The organism is Mumia sp. zg.B53 (assembly GCF_019550935.1).
In the GTDB taxonomy this organism is placed as follows: Bacteria; Actinomycetota; Actinomycetes; order Propionibacteriales; family Nocardioidaceae; genus Mumia.
Window position 1 is genome coordinate 1,315,538 of the sequence record NZ_JAHWCK010000001.1, and the last position, 20,929, is coordinate 1,336,466.

Genomic DNA, 20,929 nt, shown 5'->3' on the forward strand with positions numbered 1-20,929 from the left:
GGGGCGACCGTACGGACCTCCCCCGGCGGCCGCCGGAGCTCCCCCGTACGGGGGAACCGCGCGGCAGTGAAGGTGACGAATGTGGAGGAGTCCACTTCCTCACGAAGGAGAACTCATGGTCCACGATCTCGCCCTCCGCGCCCGCACTCCGCTCGCGCTCGGGGCCACCTCGGTGCTCGCCCTCGCGCTGGGAGCGCTGTGGCTCCTGGAGCCCAGCAGCAGTCCGTACGAGGACACGGACGGAGCGGTGTCCCTGCTCTCCCTGCTTCCCGACGTCGTGGCGCCGGTCCTCGTGCTCCTCGGCGGGGTCCTGGGCCTCGCGACCTCGGTCGCGCTGGCGACCGCCTCACGATCACCGGTCGGCCGCCGAGGCCTCATCGCCGCCGCGGCCACGGTCGCCCTCGTACTGTCGGTCTTCTGCATGGACTCGCAGCTGATCGCGTTCATCGGCTACTTCTGCGCGATGACGATCCCGGTGATCGCGGTGGTGCTCCTGGTGGCGGCGCTCCGCCGCTCGATGGCCGCGCGTGCGACTGCCCTCGTGGCGACCGGGCTCGTCACCTGGTGGGGCATCGGCTCGGGCTCCTTCGCTCCCGACACGATCGGCGAGCTGGTCCGCACCCTCGGTGAGGGGTACGCACGGGTCGGTTTCCACCCGTGGATCCTCCTCGGGCTCGCCGCGCTGACCGTCCAGTGGATGTCGGCGTCGCTGGCGTGGGCCGCGCCGTACACCGCGCGCCTGCAGCAGCCGTCGACCAGGCTCGACCGGATCACGACCATCGCCACCGTGGTCGCCGCCGTCTGCCCCCTCCCGTACGTGCTCCTGCGATCGACGTGGCTGTTCCCGGACGCGCTGTTCACCGGGCCGCTCACCCCGGCCGACCTCGACCCCGCCATGCGGCTGTGGGGTCTCCTGCTCGGTGCCGCGGCACTCGGCGGATCGATCCTCACCGTCGGGCTGCTCCGCCCGTGGGGCCGGGTCTTCCCCGCATGGATGCCCTCCCTCGGTGGTCGCACCGTCCCTGTCGCGGCGGCCGCGGTCCCCGGTTATGCGGTCGCCTTCGTCCTCACCGCGACGGCGCCCTCGATCGTGCTCCTGTCGATCGAGCAGGCGGCCGACGGCGACACCGCGGCCCTGTGGATGCTGGGCGTCCTGCCCTTCTGGGCGTGGGGCCCGGCACTGGCCGTCGCCTTGTGGGGCTACGTCCGGAGCCGGCGGGCGGCGGGCGCGCAGACGACGCGACCGACCCGCGAGACGGGCAAGATGGCGGCATGAGCGCACGAGCCGAGGCGAGGACGGCGCTTCTGCGTACGGCGCTCCTGCGCACGGTGTTCGTCCTCATCGGGACGGCGCTGTTCCTGGCCTTCGGCCTGCTCGGCCTCAGTGTCGCGGCGACCGGACGCGAGACTGCCAACACCGGAGTGGCGGTGACCGGGGCGGTCCTGGTGGCAGCGCTGCTCGTCGCGGTCTCGCTGTTCCCGGCCGTGCGAGACATGGAGGTCGCCGGCGCCCGCATCCTGCTCGATCCTCCGGGTGAGCTCGTCGACGAGCCGGTGGACCGCCGCCACCACCGGTGGCGGACCACCTGGTTCGTGCTCGCCCACGTGCTGGCCGGAGGCGCCGCGGGCGTCACGCTCGTGATCGGGATCCCCTTCGCGTTCTCCGAGCTGCCGTGGTGGGTCGCGGTGAGCGCTACCGGCGCGATCCTCGCTCTGGTCGTCGCCCTCGGCGCCGGTCTCGCCTGGCTCTCCGTCGTCTGCCTCGGGCCGACCGACGCCGACCGGCTCGCCGTGGCGCAGCAGCGCATCGGCCGGGAGCAGGCACAACGCGCTCTCGCCCGTGACCTCCACGACGGAATCGGGCACGCCCTCAGCGTGATCTCGTTGCAGGCGGCCGCCGGCCGGCAGCTGGTGCGTCGTGACGTCGACCATGCCGAGGAGTCGCTCGGCATCATCGCCGACACCGCGAGACGGGCCCTCGACGAGCTGGACCACGCCCTCGGCCTCCTACGGGACGAGCCCGGCCCGGCCGATCGCGCGCCGGCGCACGGCCTGGACGACATCTCGGTCCTCGTCGCCTCCTACGTCGCCGGCGGCGCCGACGTCCGGGCAGACCTCGCCGATCCCGTCGGGATCCCGGACCTCGTGTCGCGGGAGGCGTTCCGGATCGTGCAGGAAGGGCTCACCAACGCCTACGAGCACGGTGACGGCACGGCGATCCACCTCGAGACGCAGGTCGGCGAGGCGGTGGTCGTCGCCGTACGCAACGGTGTCCCTCGCTCCGGTGCCGGTGGTCGCGCCGCGCGGACCTCCGGGCGTGGCCTCGACGGCCTGCGGGAGCGGGTCGCCCTGCTCGGTGGTGACCTGGACGTACGGCAGGCCGACGGGACGTGGCACCTCGTCGCCCGGCTGCCGCTACCTCCGGCCGACCGGCGGGAAGCAGCGCGATGAGCGCCCCCATCCGTGTGCTCCTCGTCGACGACGAGCCGCTCGTACGGCGCGGCCTGCGCGCGATCCTGGAGAGCGACCCGGGGATCGAGGTCGTCGGGGAGGCGGCCGACGGCGCGGCGGCGCTGACGTCGACGCGGTCGCTCTCGCCCGACGTCGTGTGCATGGACGTGCGGATGCCGGGCGTCGACGGCATCCGCGCCACGGAGCTGCTCCTCGCGCTGGACCCGGCGCCGCGGGTGCTGGTCGTGACGACGTTCGAGAGCGACGAGTACGTCTTCGAGGCCCTGCGCGCCGGCGCCTCGGGCTTCCTGCTCAAGCGGGCCGACGCCGACCAGGTGGTGACGGCGGTGCGTGCGGTCGCGGCCGGCGAGAGCCTTCTCTTCCCTGAGTCGGTGCGCCGGCTCGCGGTACGGCACGCGCCGGCGCAGCCGACATACGCCGGTCCCGCCCTGACTCCGAGGGAGTCGGAGGTGCTGGCGCTGGCGGCGCGCGGGATGTCCAATCCGGAGATCGCCGGCGAGCTCGTCCTCGGAGTGGAGACGGTCCGCACCCACGTGGCGAACGTGCTCGCCAAGCTCGGTGCGCGGGACCGGACGCAGGCGGTCGTGATCGCGTACGAGTCCGGCCTGGTCCCGCACGGACGGTTGCCTTGAACAACCGTTGACACAAGCGACGGACGCTGGAAGATTTCCGGCATTACGTGTCTTCGATGGCACGACCTCATCCTGCGGAGGACCAGCATGCGACGACCTGCTGCGATCGTGTTCACCACCGCCCTCGTCGGAGGACTCCTCGGAGTGCTCCCGGCGACCGCGGCACCCCCCAAGGCCCCGACCGACTCACCACCTGTCGACCTCGAGATCTACAGCGCCACCGTCGACGCGAAGGGACTCGACCTCCTCGCCGAGGCCGGCGTCGACCGGAGCCACGACGTCGTCAGCTCCAAGGGGGGCAAGGCCGAGGTGGAGGTGGTGCTGCCACCGAGCCAGGCGCGCAAGCTCCGTGAGGAAGGCGTGGACCTCAAGGTCAAGAAGATCGACGGCGTCAAGGCGAGCACGCTCTCCGCACGCCAGTCGGCGGCCGGCTACGACGTCTTCACCTCCTACAGCGAGGCCGGCGGCATCCGGGACGACATGGTGGCGGCGACCAAGCGCTACCCGAGGCTCACCAAGCTCGTGAAGGCCGGCAAGTCGGGCACCGGGCAGGACATCCTCGCCGTGAAGGTCGGCAAGAACGCCAGCAAGTCCCGGGACGGCAGCAAGCCCGCCGTCCTGTACGGGGGCACCCAGCACGCGCGCGAGTGGATCACGCCCGAGATGGTCCAGCGCCTGATGCACTACATGCTCGACCGTTACGGCAAGGACCGTCGCATCACCAAGATCCTCGACACGACGGAGCTGTGGTTCCTGCCGGTGCAGAACCCGGACGGTTACGACTTCACGTTCACCGAGGGCAACCGTCTGTGGCGCAAGACCGTGCGCGACAACAACGGCGACGGGCAGGTCACCGCCGGGGACGGCGTCGACATGAACCGGAACTTCCCCTTCAAGTGGGGGTACGACAACGAGGGCAGCTCGCCGCAGCCCTTCAGCGAGACCTACCGCGGACCCGCGCCGGCCTCGGAGCCGGAGACCCGCGCCACGATCGGTCTGGTCGACAAGGTCGGGTTCGAGTTCTTCGTCAACTACCACTCCGCTGCCGAGCTGCTTCTCTACGGCACCGGCTGGCAGGTCGAGACGCCGACACCCGACGACGAGATCTACGCCGCGCTCGCCGGCAACGACGCGAACCCGGCGGTCCCCGGCTACGACCCCGACCTCTCGGCGGAGCTCTACACCACCAACGGCGACACGAACGGGCACGTCCACGAGGAGCAGGGCACGCTCGCGTACACGCCGGAGATGGCGACCTGCGAGACGGCCAGCGCCTCCGACCCCGACGACGAGTGGGACCCGGCGGCATGCGTGAGCATCTTCTCGTTCCCCGACGACGAGGAGCTCGTCCAGGCCGAGTTCGAGAAGAACATCCCGTTCGCGCTCTCCCTCGCGGAGTCCGCGCACGACCCGGACGACCCCAAGTCGTCGGTCGGCATCACGGTGAAGGACATCCGTCCTGACGTCTTCACCACCTCCTACGGCCGCAAGCAGACCGTCGCGGTGACCGCGAAGCGCAAGCTCAAGGGCCTGCTGATGACCACCCGGATCAACGGTCGCGTCCGCGGCATCACGCGGATGAGGGAGTGGCGAGGCGGTGAGAAGTACGGCAACGAGAACGACAAGTACTACGACGAGTACCGCGCTGAGGTGAAGGGCCAGAAGCCTGGCGACAGGGTGACGGTGACCTTCACAGGGCTCAACGTGAAGCCGTTGCGCGGCTCACGCGAGTCGTTCTCGTACACCGTCGCCGACGACATCGGCGGTGACGTGCTGATCCTCGCGGCCGAGGACTACACCGGGCTGTCACCGGCACAAGCTGTCAGCTCGCCGAAGTACGTCTCGGCCTACGCCGACGCGCTCAACGCTGCCGGCTACAGCACCGACGTGTACGACGTCGACGCCGCCGGCCGCACGGCTCCGCACGACCTCGGGGTCCTGTCGCACTACGACGCTGTCGTCTGGGAGACCGGCGACGACCTCATCCCGAGGAACACCGGGCAGATCGGAGGCACGGCGGCCAAGTGGGCGTACGACACCGAGCTGCGCGTCCGCGACTACCTCAACGAGGGCGGCAAGGTGCTGGTCGCCGGCAAGTACGCGCTCTACGCGCAGGCGGCTGACGGCAGCTACTACTACCACCCCGACGAGGAGACGGCCGGGTCCTGCACGACTCCGGGGGCCTACCCGTGCCTGCCGCTGGGCAACGACTTCCTCCAGTACTGGCTGGGGTCGTACCAGTACGTCGACGACGGCGGCACCCGTGAGGACGGCACGACCTTCCCGCTCCAGGGTGACGAGGACGGTCCGTTCGAGGGCTTCACGGCACAGCTCGACGGCTCGCAGGACCACACCGGCGCGTTCGTGTCGACGTCGTCGTTCCTGCCGGTCGAGGAGTTCCCGCAGTTCGAGTCGAGTGCCCCGCTGTCGTGGCTGCGCGGCTCCGGGGACCCCTACGCGCCGTTCACCGGCGACTGGTTCATGACCTCGGGCTCGGCCGACCAGGCCTACAAGCGGCTCGCGACGACCGTGGACCTGACAGGGGCGACGTCGGGATCGCTGGACTTCAAGTTCAGCGCCGACGTCGAGGCCGGCTGGGATGCGGTGTTCGTGGAGGCGAGGCCGGTCGGCACCGACGACTGGACGACCCTCCCCGACGCCAACGGCAACACGACGCAGGCCACCGGAGAAAGCTGCACGTCAGGATGGGCGATCACCCTCCATCCGCAGCTGACCCACTACGTCGACGCAACCTGCCAGCCCACGGGCACCACGGGCGAGTGGAACGCCTTCAGCGGCAACTCCGGAGGCTGGCAGGACTGGAGTGCAGACCTGTCGGCGTACGCCGGTCAGCAGGTCGAGGTCGCGATCGTCTATGCCACCGACTGGGGCACCACGGGCCTGGGCGTGTGGATCGACGACGCGAAGACCACGGTCGGCGGGGCGACGGCGACCGAGACGTCGTTCGAGACCGATCTTGGCGCCTGGACGGTGCCCGGTGCGCCCGCCGGCTCAGGGGTCAACCCCAACGACTGGGAGCGCGGCCAGCAGTCCGTCGACGAGGGCGCCGCGGTCATGACGCCCGACTCGGTGCTGTTCGGCTTCGGGTTGGAGGGCCTCGACGCGGCGAAGCGCCAGGACCTCCTGTCGCGGTCGTTGGACACGCTGCTCGACGACTAGCCACACACAGCAGCACGACTGACGGGCGGTGGGTCGGCCGTCACCGGATCACCTCCGGTGAAGGCAGGCTCACCGCCCGTTCGTGTGCCCGGCCACCGGACGGACGACGTCGGCCAGCGACGTCGCCGGCCGGGCGAGCACGCGCTCGATCGTGTCGGTCGTCGCGACGTTGCGACCGTCCATGACCTCGGCGAAGAGCTCGACCAACCCGTACGCGAGCTCGGCCGGCTCCCCGGCTGCGACCACGGCGGTGACGAACTCCTCGACCGAGGCCGATCGGAACGAGACCGGGCTCCCGAGGGCGTCACCGATCGCCGCGACGGCCTCGCCGAAGGTGAGCGCCTGCGGCCCCGTCAGCTCGAGCACCGAGCCGGCGTAGGCGTCGTCGCGCAGTGCCGCGACCGCCACATCGGCCACGTCGTCGAGGTCGACGAACGGCTCCGGCACGTCCGGCGGGACCGGGATCGCCAGCTCACCGGCGCGGACGTCGTCGGCGAACATCCCTTCGGTGAAGTTCTGGGCGAAGAACGAGCAGCGCACGACGCTCGCGGTCGGGACGGCGTCCAGCAGTGCGAGCTCCGAGGCCCGGGCACCGGCCTCCCCACGGCCTGACAGGAGGACGACACGCTCGACGCCTCGCTCGGCGAGTCGACCCGCGAGCGCCGCCACCTGGTCGGAGGCGCCGGGGAAGGCGAGATCGGGCGCGTACGAGAGGTAGGCCCCAGAGACGCCGTCGAGCGCCGCGTCCCACGTCGACGGATGCGACCAGTCGAATGGCACGGCCGTGGTGCGGGACGCCGGCCGGACCGGCAGACCGAGGGCTTCGAGGCGTGCGGTGACGCGACGGGCCGTCTTGCCGGCTCCGCCGACGACGAGGACGGGAGCGTCGTACGAGATGGACATGGTTCCTCCTGTGGGTGTTGCGGGACGAGGACTCCATCCCACCCGAGCATGGCGAGACGATCCATGGCTGATAGCGCCGATCCCATACGAATCCGTCTCGCGCTCGCTAGGCTGTGGTGGCATGGACATCCTCAGCGGGCTCCTCGACGGACCCCGGGCCGACGGGGCGTTCCTGCTGCGCTCGGTGTTCGAGCCGCCGTGGTCCTTGCGGATCCGCGACCGCGCACCGCTCTCGGTGGTCGTGATCGCACGCGGCAGGGCGTGGGTCGTCCCGACAGAAGGCGACCCGGTCCGTCTCGACCGGGGCGACCTCGTCCTCGTCCGCGGCCCCGCCCCGTACACGGTGGCCGACGATCCACAGACGCCCCCGCAGGTCTTCGTCGAGCCCGGCCAGGTCTGCACCGACGCGAGCGGGCGCTCGCTCTCGGCGGAGATGATGCTCGGCCTGCGCACCTGGGGCAATGCGACCGACGGCGCGACCACGATGGTCACCGGCACGTACGAGCGCGCGTCCGCGGTGAGCGAGCGCCTGCTGCGAGCGCTGCCGGAGACGGTCGTGCTCCACGGTGACGCGTGGAGCTCCGACCTCGTCACGCTGCTGTGCACCGAGATGCAGCGCGACGTGCCTGGTCAGGAGGTGTTCCTCGACCGTCTGCTCGACCTCGTCGTCCTCTCGGCCGTGCGCACGTGGCTCAACGACCAGGAGGACGCCGCGCCGGGGTGGTACCGCGCGGCGACCGATCCGGTCGTCGGCCCGGCGCTGCAGGCGCTCCACCTGCGGGTCGCCGACCCGTGGACGGTCGGGACGCTCGCCGCCGAGGTCCAGGTGTCACGCGCCGTCCTCGCGCGCCGGTTCGCCTCCGTCGTGGGAGAGCCGCCGATGGCCTACCTCACCAGCCTCCGGCTCGCCCTGGCCGCCGACCTCCTCGAGCGCACCGACCGCACCCTCACGTCGATCGCGCACGAGGTCGGCTACGCGAGCCCGTTCGCGCTGAGCGCGGCGTTCTCACGCGAGCGCGGGGTCAGTCCGACCGCGTACCGGTCACGAACGAGGGGCCTGCCTCCGGCCTGAGGAGGAAGTCATCGCTACGGCGCACGGCGGCGATGCTCGTGCTCGCCAGGTCGTCAGGGAGGTCGTCTCGCGCGAACCAGCCCACCTCGAGCGACTCGTCGTCCGCGGCGTACGGGTGCTCGGCCGCAGCAGCGTCCACGGGTCGGCAGACGAAGCAGAGGTCGAGGTACTGCGAGACGTCACCGTTCGGGTAGTGGACCGGCTCGGTGACGCTGACCGCCGCGAGAGCCTCCACGGCGACGACGACCCCGGTCTCCTCCCGTACCTCGCGCACGATGCCGACCGCCGGCTCCTCGCCAGGATCGAGGATGCCGCTGATCAGCGCCCACTGGCCCGAGTCGACACGTCGGCCGAGCAGCACCCGCTGTCCGGAGTCGTCGAGGACGAGCGCCGTCACCCCCGGCAACCAGAGCAGATCGGTCCCGATCTTGCGTCGGAGGGCGGAGACGTACGGAGGGATGGGCACGTGCCGAGCCTAGGTGCAGACGGCCGGTACGGTGACGCCATGGACCGCCTCGACCCGCTCGACATGCGTGCCGGTGATCCCGATCGGGAGCGCACCGCCGAGGTGCTGCGCCGCGCCGCCGGTGACGGTCGCATCGACCTGGACGAGCTCGACGACCGGCTCGGACGCGCCTACGCCGCCAAGACGTACCGCGACCTCCAGGCCGTCGTCGCCGACCTCCCCCACGACCCGGCGACCAGAGCGCCGCTCGCCCCGCTCGCCCCCGTGGACCGCACCGAGACGCTCGAGCTGAGGGCAGGCATCAGCGACGTCCGGCGCAGCGGCACGTGGGCCGTCCCCGCACGCCTGCGCGTCTGGCCCTCCATGGGCAACGTGAAGCTCGACTTCCGTCGCGCCGACTGCCCCCACCGGCTCGTCGAGATCGACGTCAACGGCGGTGCCGGCAACCTCGTGCTGATCCTTCCCGAGGGATGGGCCGTCGACGTCGACGGCCTCCGTACGGGCTGGGGTGCGGTCAAGAACCGACGCAGCGGCACCCCGGGACCCGACGGCGTGCTCGTCCGCGTCACCGGCGGCATGGGGATGGGGTCGCTGGTCGCGCGCGATGCCTACTTCTACGAGAAGTGACCGCGCTCGCTCGATGGCCTAGAGGCTCTTGACGACCCTCAACCGCTGCAGGACGACATTGGTGTCGTCGTCGACGGTGAACGCCGGCGCACCCAGGAACGTCCGCATCTCGTCTCCCTCCCAGAACCGCGTGCGGTTCTCGCGCCACTGCGCCACGGTACGGTCACCCTCGCCCTCGTCGAGGACGTGCTGAAGGTCGACGTCGGCGACCCGGGACACCCGGACCTCCACCGTCTCCACGACGCAGACCTCTGACCCGGTGGAGTCCACGATCCGCCACCGCTCACCCACGGCCGGCATGCCCTCGTCGTCCTCCCCGCCGGTGACCAGGAGCTCCCGCACCAGCGACGAGGTGGTCGTCTTCACACCGTCCAGCACGAGGCCCACGAGCCGGTCGCGCACCGGACCGGCGAACGCGAACTCGAGCGGCGGCAGCTCCTCGACGGCGAGGTCGGGCTCGACCGGTCTCCCGCAGACGACCGCGGTGCCGATCTCGGCGTCCCAGCTGGCCAGGCGGGCGCGAAGACCGCGCTGCGCGAGCGCCAACGCCGTCCACGGCACCTGCATACGGCTCGTCTCGATCAGGACCTGGCCGTGCGGAGCGAGCCAGGAGGCCACGTCCGCGGCCACACGGCGGTGCACGTCGACACCGTCGGGCCCGCCGTCGAGCGCGGCCCGCGGCTCGTGGTCCCGCGCCTCGGGCGGCATGAGGGCGATGGCGTCGGTCGGGACGTACGGCGCGTTGACAGCGACGACGTCCACCTCTCCCAGCAGCCCTTCGGGGAGTGCGTCGAAGAGGTCTCCCTCGTACACCGTCCCGTGGACGAGGTTCTGCGTCGCGCACCGGACCGCGAGCGGGTCGATGTCGGCGGCGATCACGTGGACGTCGGGGCGCTCGTCCTCCACGAAGGCACCCACGGCGCCCGAGCCGCAGCAGAGGTCGACCACCGTCCCGTCGTGGGGCGCAGCGTCGACCGCCGCCCGGGCGAGCAGCTCCGTCCTCCGGCGCGGGACGAAGACGCCCGGCGCGACGTGCACCCGGAGGTGACCGAAGTCGGCCCACCCGACCACGTGCTCCAACGGCTCGCCGGCGAGACGGCGTGCCGTCATCGCCTCGAGCTCGTCGGAGGAGGTCGCCGACTCGCGGAGAACCCGCGCCTCGTCCTCGGCGAAGACGGACCCGGACGCGCGCAGACGCGCGACGAGTCCGTCCTCGGAAGTGTTCACAGGTGAATCCTTGCAGTCGTCCTGGGTCACGCGGCGAGGGACCCGGGGTGAGTACCGTCTGTGCATGACCTTCGCGACACGCGACGCGACCACCGAGGACGCTTCGGCGTGCGCGGCGATCTACACGCCGTACGTCGAGCGGACCGCGGTCACCTTCGAGTCGGTGCCTCCGACGCCGGACGAGATGGCGCAGCGGATCGCCGCGGCGCACGAGTCCCACGCCTGGGTCGTGCTCGTCGACGGCGACCGGGTGTGCGGCTACGCGTACGGAGCACCGTTCAAGACGCGACCGGCGTACGCCTGGTCGTGCGAGGTCAGCGTGTATCTGGGTGAGACCGCACCGCGCCGCAGCGGCGCGGGCCGAGCTCTCTACGACGCGCTGTTCACGCGGCTCGAGGAGCGCGGGTTCAGGACCCTCGTCGCCGGCATCGCCCTGCCGAACCCTGCGAGCATCGGGCTCCACGCCGCGCTCGGGTTCTCGCCGGTGGGGACGCTGCGGGAGATCGGCTGGAAGCACGGAGCGTGGCAGGACGTGGCCTGGATGCAACGTCGGATCGGCGACGACTCGCCACCGGCATCCTCGCCACAACCACCCGCCGCCGCGAGCCCGTAGGCTAGGTGGTACTAGCACCACCGACGACCTGGCCGTGGGCCCCTTGCGAGAGCGGATCCCGAATCCTAGCGTCGAGACACGAGCGCGGAACGCGCGCTCGCCGACGAACGATTCGAGGTCCCATGACCCTCCAGGCCGAACCCACCCGCCCGTCCGCCCATCCGACGACGGCACGCTTCTCCGAGCTGCTCAACGAGGTCCGCGACCACGGTCTGCTCGAGCGCCGGCACGGCTGGTACGCCGTGCGCATCACCGCGACCATCGGTGCGTTCTTCGGACTCTGGGTGGCCTTCTTCCTGATCGGCGACTCGTGGTGGCAGCTGGCGGTCGCAGCAGCGCTCGGCTTCGTCATGACACAGTTCGGCTTCCTCGGCCACGACGCCGCGCACCGGCAGATCTTCCGCTCGGGAGCGGCCAACGCATGGGCCGCCCGCGTCCTCGCCTGCGGGTTCGCCGGTCTCAGCTACGGCTGGTGGCGCGCCAAGCACAACAAGCACCACAAGGGCCCCAACCAGGAGGTCGTCGACCCCGACATCGCCCCCGGTGCTCTCGCCTTCACCCCCGAGATCGTGCAGCAGCGCCGGACGGCGTTCGGTCGCTGGTTCGCCGCCAACCAGGGCTGGTTCTTCTTCCCCCTGCTCACCCTCGAAGGGCTCAACCTGCACTATGCGAGCGTCCGCACGACGATGGACCGCTCCTCGGGCCTTCCGTGGCGGCGACTCGAGCTGACCGTCGTGTCGCTCCGCCTCCTCGCGTTCGTGGTGATCCTCCTGGTCGCGCTCCCGCTCGGTATGGCCGTGGCGTTCTTCGCGGTGCAGATGGCGGTGTTCGGCGTGCTCCTGGGCATGTCGTTCGCACCCAACCACAAGGGCATGCCGATCGTGCCGGAGGCGATGCGCCTCGACTTCCTGCGGCGTCAGGTCCTCGTCTCGCGCAACGTTCGCGGCGGCCCGTTCACCGACCTGATGATGGGCGGCCTGAACTACCAGATCGAGCACCACCTCTTCCCCAGCATGCCGCGCGTCAACCTGCGCCGGGCGCAGCCGATCGTCCGCCGGTTCTGCGAGCGGCACGCCGTCCCGTACACCGAGGTCGGGCTGCTCCGGTCGTACCGGATCGTCGTCGACTACCTCAACAACGTCGGCCTGCGAGCGCGCGACCCGTTCGACTGCCCGCTGGCCGCGCAGCTGCGTACGGCCTAGCTCGACGGGTCGGCGCCGGCCTGTCCGCGCGCCGGCCCGGGCAGGGTCAGGATCTCGGCCCCGTCGGCAGTGATGGCGACCGTGTGCTCGCTGTGCGCCGTACGGGAGCCGGTCGCGCTGCGCAGCGTCCACCCGTCGGCATCGGTGACGAGCCGATCGGTGTCGGCCATGACCCAGGGCTCCAGCGCCAGCAGCAGCCCGGGCCGCAACCGATAACCACGGCCGGGCCGCCCGGTGTTGGGGATGTGCGGGTCCTGGTGCATCGTCGACCCGACACCGTGGCCGCCGAACTCGGTGTTGATCGGATATCCCGCCTCGCTGAGCACCGTCCCGATGGCATGGGCGACGTCACCGACCCGAGCGTCCGGCCCGGCGACGGCGATCCCGGCCGCCAGGGCGCGCTCGGTCACGTCGATCAGCGCGACGTCCTCCGGGGCCGGCGAGTCGCCCACCACGAAGCTGATGGCCGAGTCGGCGACCACACCACCCAGGGAGACGGCCAGGTCGAGCGACACCAGGTCACCGTCGACGAGCGTGTAGTCGTGGGGCAGGCCGTGGAGGACGGCATCGTTGACGGACGTGCAGATGTAGTGCCCGAACGGCCCGCGACCGAAGGCCGGCGCATAGTCCACGTAGCAGGACTGCGCCCCCGCCTCGACGATCATCGTCTGGGCCCACCGGTCGATGTCGAGGAGGTTCGTCCCGACCGCGGCGCGACCCTTGAGCGTGTGCAGGATGTCGGCGACCAGTGCTCCGGTCTCCCTCGCTCGGGGCAGCCGGGCGGGGGTCAGGATCTCGATCATGCGACGCCTTCCTCGTACCAATAACTATCCCGGTCAGGTTATCCCGGTCTAGAATCGCCGCATGGTCAGGTTGCCGCACACGGCGGCCGAGGTGGAGCGAGGACGGCGCCTCGGCACCCTGCTGCGTCGTGCGAGGGGTGACCGCTCGATGCTCGACATCGCGCTCCACGCCCGCGTCTCGCCGGAGACCCTCCGCAAGATCGAGGCGGGCCGCGTCGCGACCCCGGCCTTCACGACCATCGCCGCGCTCGCCGATGCTCTCGACCTCTCCCTGGACGTCGTCTGGGCCGAGATCAACCAGTCCGGTCGCGCGCGACTCTCGGCACCTGTCGCCGGCGACGGCGCGTAGGTCAGCTCAGCCGCTGCTCGAGGCGGACGTCGACCGGCTCGCCCGCGGCGTCCTTGCCGATCGCTCGACAGAGGTCCCTACGGACGGGAAGCCAGTGGGGTCCCTGTCCGGACGGCATCAGCGTGGCCGCGAACGGGTGTCCGTCCATGGTCCCAGTGACCTTCACCGCGCGGCGCGTCCCCAGCAGCTCAGCAGAACCGGGAACGGTGAGATAGGTGGCGAAGGCGCCGTCCTTCTCGATCGGCGCGGTGAACGTGTGGTCGAGCGGTTGCGGCAGGGCACGATCCATGACGAGCTCCTCGTTGGTTGGTGTCGGTCTCTCGACAGACCGCGACCCGACCGCGAACTCATCGCGGAGGCTCTCGCCGGGTGACGCAGTAGTTGCGGCCAGACGGGTCGCGCAGGGTGATCCACCCCTGCGACCTCCACCGCTCGTCGGCACCGAGCGCCTTGTGGCGGTCGGCCACCGCATCGGCTCCGTCCCGGCCACCGGCGAGGTCGAGGTGAGCGGTCACCGCGCCGTGCGCAGGCGGGTCCTCCAGGCGTTGGAGCAGGATGCCCAACGGCATCCCCTCCGGCCGCACGAGCCGTGCGAACTCCGGAGTGTCCTCGTCACGGAACGTCCACCCGGTGAGCCCGGCCCAGAACCGGCACTCGCCGGCGTACGACGCCGGCGGGATGTCGAGGCACACCTGGTCGAGGACGCTTCGCGCACCGCTCTCCCACGCGATCGGTGCGGGCACCTCGTGCTCACCCTCGTACGGCACGAGGCAGAACGGCATGCCACCCGGTGAGCTGAGCACGACGTGGGTGCCGGGCTCGGCCGTGATCGTGGCACCCTCGCGCACCGCGGCTTCCCGCCCCGCCGCCAGGTCGTCCACGTGCAGGTCCAGGTGGACCCGTGGAAGACCGTCCGGGACGACCTGGAGGCGGAGGTAGGCATCGCCGTGCGGCGGCAGCAACGTGCGGAACTCGTCGTTCTCCCCCCGAGGCGGCGACGCCTGCGTGCCGGTGACCCCCTCCCAGAACGCCAGTGCGCTGCTGGCCGAGTCGGCGGGCTGGTCGATGAACGCCGTGACCCACCGCGGCACGCCCCCGCGCGCGCCCCCGCCCTCACCCCCGCGCGCGCCCCCGCCCTCACCCCCGCGATTCGGTGAGGAGATCGGGGGTCCCGGCTCGGACTCGCCCGATTTCGTCACCGAATCGCGCGGTGGTAGGTGAGGACGGCGCAGCCGTTGTCGAACGTCGCCACGTCGTCGAGCGCGAACGCTGTGGGCCGGAACGCCGCCGTGAACGCGGGGACGCCCGTGCCGGCGACGACCGGGTACTTCTTGACAACCATCCGGTCGATCTCGTCGAGCAGCTGACCGGCGAGCACACCACCACCGGCGAGATAGATCCCCAGGGGCGACTCCTCCGCCTTGAGCTCGCGCACCCGTGTCACCGGGTCGGCGGTGGTGACCTCGACCTTGGGGTCGGGCGACTCTGCGAGCGAGCGGCTGAAGACCACCGTGCGGAGATGGGCGTACGGGTCGGTGAGCCCGAGCGCCAGGCCCGGGTCGTACGTGCGCCGTCCCATCACGACCGTGTCGTACGTGGTCAACGGCGTGTCAGCAACGCCGAGTGCCTCGCGTGCCTGGACCGGGAGGGCATCAGCGCACTCGGTCGCCATGAAGCCCATGAAGTCGTCGGACATCGGGAAGAAGTCGACCTCGTCGTCCGGTCCGGCGATGAAGCCGTCGAGGGTGAGGCCGATGTAGTAGGTCATCGTTCGCATAGCGCCGACACAACCATGCACGGCGGAGGACGTCACCCGAATTCGGGCCACGTCAGCGCGCGATTCGGTGAGGAAATCGGGTGCACCCGGCGGAGCAGGCTCGATCTCCTCACCGAATCGCGGAGGAGAGGCGGGCGGCGAGGGCGTCCTCGTCCGGGACGAACCACGCCTGGCTCCCCTTGTTGGACTCGCGTACGAGATCACGCAGCGCGTCGCTCGCCTCGACGTACGCCGTGATGTCGCCCAGCACGGCGAGCCGGATGCGGTAGTTCACCAGCTTCTGGAGGATCTCCCCCGCCAACCCCGAGCGGAGCCGGAAGAACTCCGGATCGAGCCGGGAAGCGGGCACCACGACCATCTGCGCGTCGTGCGCCCAGGCGTCGCCGACGAGCTGGGCGCCGTCGGCCGGGGTGGCGATCGGCGGCCCGTCGGGGTCGAGCGAGAGGACGCGGAGGTCCCCGTGCTGGTCGATGCGCATGCCGGTGACCGTACGACGACACCGTGGCCGAGCGCACCCGGATTCTCGCTTCCGCGCTACGTTCGGCCCGTGGTCTCCTCGATCGCCGTCCTCTCCGACGTCCACGGTGTGCTCCCCGTGCTCGACGCGGTCCTCGCCGAGCCCGACGTCGCCCGCGCCGACCGGATCGTCGTCACCGGTGACCATGCTGCGGGCCCGATGCCCGTGGAGGTGCTCGACCGCCTCGTGTCGCTGGGCGACCGCGCGGTCCTCGTCCGCGGCAACGCCGACCGCGAGCTCGTGGTGGTGGCTCGAGGGGGGACGTCGGAGCACCCCGAGTCGCTGTGGGCGGGACGGCAGCTGCGGCCTGACCAGGTCGCGCTCCTCGACGCGCTCCCGCACCCGGTGCGCCTCGACGTCGACGGGTTCGGTCCGGTGGTCTTCTGCCACGGGACACCCCGCGACGACGGCGAGGTCGTGCTCGTCGACACCCGGCTCGAGCGGTGGGCCGAGGTGTTCGCCGACCTCGGCGACGAGGTCCGCACCGTGGTCTGCGGCCACACCCACATGCCGTTCGTACGGCTCGTCGACCGGCGTCTGGTGGTCAACTCCGGCAGCATCGGCATGCCGTACGGACGACCGGGAGGCTCGTGGGCGCTGCTGCGAGACGGTCAGGTCAGCCTGCGTCACACCTCGATCGAGGTCGACGCCGTGGTCGCGGAGGTCGTCCGGCGATCGGCGTACGGGCGCCGTGCGGAGTGGGCCGACGAGTACGTGCGCGCACGCCACAGCGACGCGGTGGCCGTGCATGCCTTCGGCCCGCGTGACGGACGCTGACCGCTGCGCTCAGGAGAACGCCGAGCGGTAGTACTCGGACTGGTCCGCGGCGTACTGCTCGTAGTCGAGCTCGCCCGGGTCGTCCCCCCGCTCGGCGACGACCAGCCGGTCGAGGTAGTAGTCCCAGCCGGGGCCGACGCTCGAGGCGGTCTCGGCGTCGGGCATCGCCTGCGCGAACGCCAGCGTCGTGAAACCTTCGGAGTCGTCCAGGTCGAGCTCGAGCACCCAGTCCGGTCCCGAGCCTTCGGACGGATCCGCGAACCGGACGACGAGGCGCCGCGGCGGCGCGCACTCCTCGACCACGTAGCGCTCCTCGGGCGTGTCCGGGCCCTCGGCCGTCATCGTGAAGGTGACCTCCCCCGTCGCGGGGTCACCGGTCCACGTGCCGATCCAGCGCTCGAGCCGCTCAGGCTCGGTGACGGCCGCCCACACGTCCTCGACCGGAGCGGCGAACCGGCGGTGGAAGACGACGTACTCGGTGCCGTTGCGGCTCTCGCGGCGTCCGGTCGGTGCGATGGTCATGCGGTCTCCTCGTGGTGGGGGTGGTCCTGCTCGGTCGCGGGTCGCCCTGCTGCCCGCTCCCGGACCGTACGGCGGACCTCGAGGTCGAGGCCGTCGAGAGCACGCTCGCTGAAGCGGGACGTCGGAGTGCGCATCTCGTCGAGCCAGACGCGCAAGGGCTCGAGGCCCTCGAGCCGGACCCGGTAGCGGCGTTCGCGCCCGACGGTCTCCGCCTCGACGAGCCCGACGTCAGCAAGCACCTTGAGGTGTCTGCTGATCGCAGGCCTGCTGATGGGGTGCGCAGCCGCGAGGTCGACAACCCGGCTCGGCCCGTCGAGCAGTCGGGTCAGCAGATCGCGGCGTACCGGGTCCGACACCGCCTCGAAAACCTCCATCGCCCATTGGTAACTGAGACGTTACCTATTGTCAAGACCCGGTGCCCCGTCGGCCCGATGAGTTGTGCCGACACCGGCGGTCTGCCCCAAGAACCATGCAGGAGGAACCATGCTGTCCATCCACGACCACACCACGACGTCCGCGGACGGCACGGTGATCGCCTACGACCGCCGGGGGGCCGGGCCACCGCTCGTGCTCGTCGAGCCGGCAGCCCACTTCCGCGGCTCCAGCGCCTTCGACGGACTCGCCGAGCGCCTCGCCTCTGACTTCCGCGTCTACCAGTACGACCGGCGCGGGCGCGGCCTGAGCGCGGACACCCCGCCGTACGCCGTGAGCCGCGAGGTCGAGGACCTGGCCGCGGTCGTCGCCGCCGCCGGGGCTCCCGCCTTCGCGTACGGCTTCTCCAGCGGGGCACTCGTGGCCCTGCACGCCGCTGCCGCCGGCGTCGGCCTGCGCGCGCTCGCCCTTCTCGAACCCCCGTTCCAGGCCGAGCCGGCAGAGGGTGACAGCGCGTTCACGGTCACGCTGGAGTCGCTGCTCGCGGCGGGCCGTCACGACGAGGCGACCACGTACTTCCACCGGTCGATCGGGGTCCCCGACGAGATCACCGACGGCATGCGTGACACCCCAGCGTGGGAGGCGATGGTCTCGGTCGCGCCGACCCTGGCCTATGACGCGCGACTCTCGGACGAGTCGTCGCACCGTCTCCTGGAGCGCGTCGACGTCCCTGCGCTCGTCCTCGACAGCAGCGGCAGCACCGACGACCTCACGGGCTGGGCCTCCGCGGCGTCCCGCGCCCTTCCCTACGGCAGCCACCGGAGTCTGCCGGGCGGGTGGCACGGCGTTGACCAGGAGGCCCTGGCCCTCGCGCTCTCGGACTTCTTCGGGACGGCGGACCGCGCGGCACGCGAGGTGGTCGGTCGGCAGCGCTAGGACCGAGCCGGCCCGAACCACGTCGTGAGGGCCTCCCTGAGTCCCGCCGGCGTTCCGTCCCCCACCCAGGCGACATGACCGTCGGGCCGGACGAGCACGGCGCTCGGAGCGGCGACCTCGCCCAGCACGGGCAGCTCCCACGCTCCTGCGACCTGCGCCCGTACGTGCTGGACGCGGTCCGCCCACGGCTCGGCGCCGAGATGCTCGGTCGTCCCGAGGTCGAGGAGGACGGGGCGGGCACCGTGCAGCAGGGAGTAGACACGACGGTCGCCGTCGGGCGCGACCAGGTCGAGGTCGGGCATGCGACGACCGAGCAGGACATGGCCCTCGCCGAGGTCGTAGGCGGTGTCCAGCCCCGAGGCGAGACCCGCCATCAGGGTGCGAGGGCCGTCGAACCCCACCATCTGGGCGATCGTGCGGCTCAGCGCCGCGGTCCGGGCATCACCTCGCTGGAGCATCGACTGCGCCATCGTGTACTCGAGCACGCGGGCGGTGGCCGGGTGCCGCTCCGCCTGGTAGGTGTCCAGGAGCTCGACGGGCGAGGTGCCCTTGACCACCTGCGCCAGCTTCCAGCCCAGGTTCACCGCGTCCTGCACGCCGAGACCGATCCCCTGCCCACCCGCCGGGTGATGGACGTGGGCGGCGTCGCCGGCGACGAGCACCCGTCCTGCCCGATAGGCGGCGGCCTGCCGGGTCGCGTCGGTGAACCGTGAGACCCACGTCGGGTCGTGGACGCCGAAGTCCGTGCCGTACACGTCCTTCAACGCCTCACCGAGGTCTTCGAGCGTGGGATCGGTGGCGGGGCCGAGCCGCTGCTCGGTCACCACGACCCGGACGGTGCGCCCGTCGTCCATGACGCCCAACCCGTGGATGCCCGTCGCGTCGAGACGGATCCCGTCCGGGATGTCTTCCCTCACCTGCACCTCGGCGATCAGGTGGCTGCGCGTCGCGTCCGAGCCCTCGAACGCGATGCCGGCCTCCTTGCGGACGATGCTGCGTCCGCCGTCGGCACCGACGACGTACGGCGCCCGGAGCGGTGACCCGTCCGCAAGACGGAGGACGACCCCGGTCTCGTCCTGGGCGACACCCGTCACCTCGAGGCCGCGACGGATGGGCACCCCCAGCTCCTCCACCCAGCCGAGCAGGATGCGCTCGATGTGGTTCTGCCACAACCCCAGCGAGTACGGGTGCCGGGTGGGGAAGTTGCTCTGGTCCAGCATCGTGCTGCCGAAGCTGACCACCTGGACCGTCTGCCCCTCGGCCAGGAACCTGTCGGCGATCCCCCGCTGGTCGAGCACCTCGATCGTGCGCGCGTGGAACCCACCCGCCCGGGAGCCCGCGAGCTCCGGTGTCGGTCGCCGCTCGACGACCGTGACCTCCACTCCTGCCAAGGCCAGCTCTCCCGCGAGCATCAGCCCCGTTGGCCCGCTTCCTACGACGACCACGTCGTTCATCTCAGCCCTCCTGTTCGCTCGGCACCGAGCAGTCTGGGGCAGCGACGGGGGCTTGCCGCAAGCCCAGGGGTGCGCTATACGTTGAGGAGGGCAGGGAGCATGGCTTCCTGCCTTCGTCGTGCCCGCGCCCGGATCGGTCGGCGCCCCGCGAGGGTCGTCAGCCGCGGTGGCGGCCGGAGTCAGCCGTACGCCGGCGAAGGCCCAGAGCCAGCGCGGCCAGCGAGACCGCGCCGACTCCAGCGACCACGGCAGCCGAGGTCGTACGACCGACTCCGTCGAGCGGATCGGAGGCGACAGGGCGGGCGCGGTCCGACGGACCACCCGGCTCCGCGAGTGCGCCGGCGACGGGCGCGGAGGTCTCCGCCGTCGTCGGGGTCGGGGCCGTGCTCGGGCTGGGCGTCACGCTCGGCGTCGGTGTCGTCCGAGGAGGCTTCGGCGCCTGGGTCGGAGCGGTTGTCGGTCGCGGTGACGTCCGCGCGGCCTTCGGCTTCGCGGGTGCCGCGCTCGGCTTCGGTGTCGGGGTGGCCGAGGGAGTCGTGGGGGCCGCGGGAGCCGGTCGCGCGCCGGAGCCGGGATAGTTCGCGAACACCTGCACGCCCCAGGTGCTGCCGCCCGCCCTGATGAAGGCGATCCCGATGTCGGTGTAGTCGCCGAGGATGTTCGCACGGTGTCCCGAGGAGTCCATCCAGCCGCCGTGCATGGCGGCACCGCTCGGATAGCCCATCGCGACGTTCTCACCCACCCGACGCCACCCGCTCGGGATCTGGTCGGCGACGTCGGGGTTGTGCGACATGCGCCGGGCATCGGCCATCCGGTGTGCCCAGGCGAGCGCGACCGCGTCGAGGCTGGCGTTGCGGGTCAGCGGTGCGAGGCCCTGCGCCGCGCGGGCAGCGTTCGCGCGTGCACCGATGGTGTCGGCGTCGGACCCAGCGAGGGCGGGGGCGCCCCCGACCAGCACGAGGAGGAACGTCAGCGCCAGGACCACGACGGGCGCGGCCACCCTTCGGTCTCGTGTCGTCACCCGTGGA

The 20,929-nt window shown here is 71.5% G+C and carries 23 protein-coding genes; 11 read left to right on the top strand and 12 right to left on the bottom strand.

The genetic code is table 11. From position 1 onward, the window contains the following. Positions 1-115: 115 nt before the first annotated feature. The 4 genes from KV102_RS06265 (at position 116) to KV102_RS06280 (ending at position 6,284) form a co-directional block, all read left to right on the top strand. Positions 116-1,276, top strand: a complete 1,161-nt coding sequence (locus KV102_RS06265) for a hypothetical protein (RefSeq protein ID WP_220345619.1) — start codon at positions 116-118, stop codon at positions 1,274-1,276. Next, on the top strand, positions 1,273-2,451 hold the full coding sequence (locus KV102_RS06270; RefSeq protein WP_220342669.1) for a sensor histidine kinase: 1,179 nt from the start codon (positions 1,273-1,275) through the stop codon (positions 2,449-2,451). Before KV102_RS06265 ends, KV102_RS06270 begins: the two co-directional genes overlap by 4 nt. Beyond that, positions 2,448-3,104 (top strand): response regulator transcription factor, encoded by a 657-nt coding sequence (locus KV102_RS06275; protein WP_220342670.1) that lies wholly within the window; start codon positions 2,448-2,450, stop codon positions 3,102-3,104. Before KV102_RS06270 ends, KV102_RS06275 begins: the two co-directional genes overlap by 4 nt. Before the next feature lie 87 nt (positions 3,105-3,191). Continuing rightward, complete coding sequence (locus tag KV102_RS06280; RefSeq protein ID WP_220345620.1) at positions 3,192-6,284, top strand: M14 family metallopeptidase; 3,093 nt, start codon at positions 3,192-3,194, stop codon at positions 6,282-6,284. A gap of 69 nt (positions 6,285-6,353) precedes the next feature. Here KV102_RS06280 and KV102_RS06285 read toward each other — a convergent pair whose 3' ends face one another. Beyond that, entirely contained in the window at positions 6,354-7,187 is an 834-nt protein-coding gene (locus KV102_RS06285; RefSeq protein WP_220345621.1) for an NmrA family transcriptional regulator, read from the bottom strand. A gap of 121 nt (positions 7,188-7,308) precedes the next feature. Between KV102_RS06285 and KV102_RS06290 the strand changes: the two genes are divergently transcribed. Next, positions 7,309-8,259 carry an AraC family transcriptional regulator gene (locus KV102_RS06290; protein ID WP_220345622.1) on the top strand — a complete coding sequence of 317 codons (951 nt, stop codon included), beginning with the start codon at positions 7,309-7,311 and terminating at the stop codon, positions 8,257-8,259. Here the strand turns inward: KV102_RS06290 and KV102_RS06295 are convergent. Further along, a complete protein-coding gene (locus KV102_RS06295; protein WP_220345623.1) occupies positions 8,210-8,725 on the bottom strand; it encodes an NUDIX domain-containing protein in 516 nt (171 codons plus the stop codon). The genes KV102_RS06290 and KV102_RS06295 overlap by 50 nt on opposite strands. 39 nt (positions 8,726-8,764) lie before the next feature. Here KV102_RS06295 and KV102_RS06300 point away from each other — a divergent pair, with 39 nt between their 5' ends. Further along, the gene (locus KV102_RS06300) at positions 8,765-9,352 is read left to right on the top strand and encodes a DUF1707 domain-containing protein (RefSeq protein WP_220345624.1); all 588 of its coding nucleotides are present in this window, start codon (positions 8,765-8,767) and stop codon (positions 9,350-9,352) included. An 18-nt stretch (positions 9,353-9,370) separates the two neighbouring features. Here the strand turns inward: KV102_RS06300 and KV102_RS06305 are convergent, their stop codons facing one another. After that, positions 9,371-10,579: a putative protein N(5)-glutamine methyltransferase gene (locus KV102_RS06305; RefSeq protein ID WP_308290245.1), complete on the bottom strand. Its 1,209-nt coding sequence runs from the start codon at positions 10,577-10,579 to the stop codon at positions 9,371-9,373. Between the two features lie 64 nt (positions 10,580-10,643). On the opposite strand from KV102_RS06305, the gene KV102_RS06310 reads away from it, so the two are divergent. Together KV102_RS06310 and KV102_RS06315 are read left to right on the top strand one after the other, a co-directional pair. Beyond that, entirely contained in the window at positions 10,644-11,192 is a 549-nt protein-coding gene (locus tag KV102_RS06310) for a GNAT family N-acetyltransferase (protein ID WP_220345625.1), read from the top strand. Between the two features lie 122 nt (positions 11,193-11,314). After that, positions 11,315-12,394, top strand: coding sequence for an acyl-CoA desaturase (locus KV102_RS06315; protein WP_220345626.1), 1,080 nt, complete (start codon positions 11,315-11,317; stop codon positions 12,392-12,394). Here KV102_RS06315 and map read toward each other — a convergent pair. Next, positions 12,391-13,197 (bottom strand): type I methionyl aminopeptidase, encoded by an 807-nt coding sequence (gene map / locus KV102_RS06320; RefSeq protein ID WP_220345627.1) that lies wholly within the window; start codon positions 13,195-13,197, stop codon positions 12,391-12,393. The genes KV102_RS06315 and map overlap by 4 nt on opposite strands. Positions 13,198-13,258: 61 nt before the next feature. Between map and KV102_RS06325 the strand changes: the two genes are divergently transcribed. Next, the gene (locus KV102_RS06325; RefSeq protein ID WP_220345628.1) at positions 13,259-13,546 is read left to right on the top strand and encodes a helix-turn-helix domain-containing protein; all 288 of its coding nucleotides are present in this window, start codon (positions 13,259-13,261) and stop codon (positions 13,544-13,546) included. A 1-nt stretch (position 13,547) separates the two neighbouring features. Here KV102_RS06325 and KV102_RS06330 read toward each other — a convergent pair whose 3' ends face one another. From KV102_RS06330 to KV102_RS06345, 4 genes are all read right to left on the bottom strand, one after another. Beyond that, complete coding sequence (locus KV102_RS06330) at positions 13,548-13,835, bottom strand: DUF1905 domain-containing protein (RefSeq protein WP_220345629.1); 288 nt, start codon at positions 13,833-13,835, stop codon at positions 13,548-13,550. Positions 13,836-13,893: 58 nt separating this feature from the next. Then, complete coding sequence (locus KV102_RS06335) at positions 13,894-14,637, bottom strand: VOC family protein (RefSeq protein ID WP_220345630.1); 744 nt, start codon at positions 14,635-14,637, stop codon at positions 13,894-13,896. Between the two features lie 104 nt (positions 14,638-14,741). Then, complete coding sequence (locus KV102_RS06340) at positions 14,742-15,323, bottom strand: dihydrofolate reductase family protein (RefSeq protein WP_220345631.1); 582 nt, start codon at positions 15,321-15,323, stop codon at positions 14,742-14,744. A gap of 109 nt (positions 15,324-15,432) precedes the next feature. Next, on the bottom strand, positions 15,433-15,801 hold the full coding sequence (locus KV102_RS06345) for a DUF4180 domain-containing protein (RefSeq protein WP_220342684.1): 369 nt from the start codon (positions 15,799-15,801) through the stop codon (positions 15,433-15,435). A gap of 69 nt (positions 15,802-15,870) precedes the next feature. Between KV102_RS06345 and KV102_RS06350 the strand changes: the two genes are divergently transcribed. Next, on the top strand, positions 15,871-16,617 hold the full coding sequence (locus tag KV102_RS06350; RefSeq protein WP_220345632.1) for a metallophosphoesterase: 747 nt from the start codon (positions 15,871-15,873) through the stop codon (positions 16,615-16,617). A 9-nt stretch (positions 16,618-16,626) separates the two neighbouring features. Here KV102_RS06350 and KV102_RS06355 read toward each other — a convergent pair whose 3' ends face one another. Then, a complete protein-coding gene (locus KV102_RS06355) occupies positions 16,627-17,139 on the bottom strand; it encodes an SRPBCC domain-containing protein (protein ID WP_220345633.1) in 513 nt (170 codons plus the stop codon). Next, entirely contained in the window at positions 17,136-17,513 is a 378-nt protein-coding gene (locus KV102_RS06360; protein ID WP_220345634.1) for a helix-turn-helix transcriptional regulator, read from the bottom strand. The genes KV102_RS06355 and KV102_RS06360 overlap by 4 nt, the downstream gene beginning before the upstream one ends. 109 nt (positions 17,514-17,622) lie before the next feature. Here KV102_RS06360 and KV102_RS06365 point away from each other — a divergent pair, with 109 nt between their 5' ends. Beyond that, entirely contained in the window at positions 17,623-18,447 is an 825-nt protein-coding gene (locus KV102_RS06365; protein WP_220345635.1) for an alpha/beta fold hydrolase, read from the top strand. Here KV102_RS06365 and KV102_RS06370 read toward each other — a convergent pair. Continuing rightward, on the bottom strand, positions 18,444-20,153 hold the full coding sequence (locus tag KV102_RS06370; RefSeq protein ID WP_308290310.1) for an FAD-dependent oxidoreductase: 1,710 nt from the start codon (positions 20,151-20,153) through the stop codon (positions 18,444-18,446). The genes KV102_RS06365 and KV102_RS06370 overlap by 4 nt on opposite strands. Further along, a complete protein-coding gene (locus KV102_RS06375; protein ID WP_220345637.1) occupies positions 20,059-20,922 on the bottom strand; it encodes a CAP domain-containing protein in 864 nt (287 codons plus the stop codon). The genes KV102_RS06370 and KV102_RS06375 overlap by 95 nt, the downstream gene beginning before the upstream one ends. Positions 20,923-20,929 lie beyond the last annotated feature (7 nt).

Excerpts from the sequence above, each read along its gene's own strand:
- KV102_RS06285 (WP_220345621.1), bottom strand. The coding sequence starts at position 7,187 with ATGTCCATCTCGTACGACGCTCCCGTCCTCGTCGTCGGCGGAGCCGGC.
- KV102_RS06325 (WP_220345628.1), top strand. The coding sequence starts at position 13,259 with ATGGTCAGGTTGCCGCACACGGCGGCCGAGGTGGAGCGAGGACGGCGC.
- KV102_RS06330 (WP_220345629.1), bottom strand. The coding sequence starts at position 13,835 with ATGGATCGTGCCCTGCCGCAACCGCTCGACCACACGTTCACCGCGCCG.
- KV102_RS06365 (WP_220345635.1), top strand. The coding sequence starts at position 17,623 with ATGCTGTCCATCCACGACCACACCACGACGTCCGCGGACGGCACGGTG.
- KV102_RS06275 (WP_220342670.1), top strand. The coding sequence starts at position 2,448 with ATGAGCGCCCCCATCCGTGTGCTCCTCGTCGACGACGAGCCGCTCGTA.
- KV102_RS06340 (WP_220345631.1), bottom strand. The coding sequence starts at position 15,323 with ATGCGAACGATGACCTACTACATCGGCCTCACCCTCGACGGCTTCATC.
- KV102_RS06355 (WP_220345633.1), bottom strand. The coding sequence starts at position 17,139 with ATGACCATCGCACCGACCGGACGCCGCGAGAGCCGCAACGGCACCGAG.
- KV102_RS06345 (WP_220342684.1), bottom strand. The coding sequence starts at position 15,801 with ATGCGCATCGACCAGCACGGGGACCTCCGCGTCCTCTCGCTCGACCCC.
- KV102_RS06360 (WP_220345634.1), bottom strand. The coding sequence starts at position 17,513 with ATGGAGGTTTTCGAGGCGGTGTCGGACCCGGTACGCCGCGATCTGCTG.
- KV102_RS06310 (WP_220345625.1), top strand. The coding sequence starts at position 10,644 with ATGACCTTCGCGACACGCGACGCGACCACCGAGGACGCTTCGGCGTGC.
- map (WP_220345627.1), bottom strand. The coding sequence starts at position 13,197 with ATGATCGAGATCCTGACCCCCGCCCGGCTGCCCCGAGCGAGGGAGACC.
- KV102_RS06315 (WP_220345626.1), top strand. The coding sequence starts at position 11,315 with ATGACCCTCCAGGCCGAACCCACCCGCCCGTCCGCCCATCCGACGACG.
- KV102_RS06290 (WP_220345622.1), top strand. The coding sequence starts at position 7,309 with ATGGACATCCTCAGCGGGCTCCTCGACGGACCCCGGGCCGACGGGGCG.
- KV102_RS06265 (WP_220345619.1), top strand. The coding sequence starts at position 116 with ATGGTCCACGATCTCGCCCTCCGCGCCCGCACTCCGCTCGCGCTCGGG.
- KV102_RS06280 (WP_220345620.1), top strand. The coding sequence starts at position 3,192 with ATGCGACGACCTGCTGCGATCGTGTTCACCACCGCCCTCGTCGGAGGA.
- KV102_RS06300 (WP_220345624.1), top strand. The coding sequence starts at position 8,765 with ATGGACCGCCTCGACCCGCTCGACATGCGTGCCGGTGATCCCGATCGG.
- KV102_RS06270 (WP_220342669.1), top strand. The coding sequence starts at position 1,273 with ATGAGCGCACGAGCCGAGGCGAGGACGGCGCTTCTGCGTACGGCGCTC.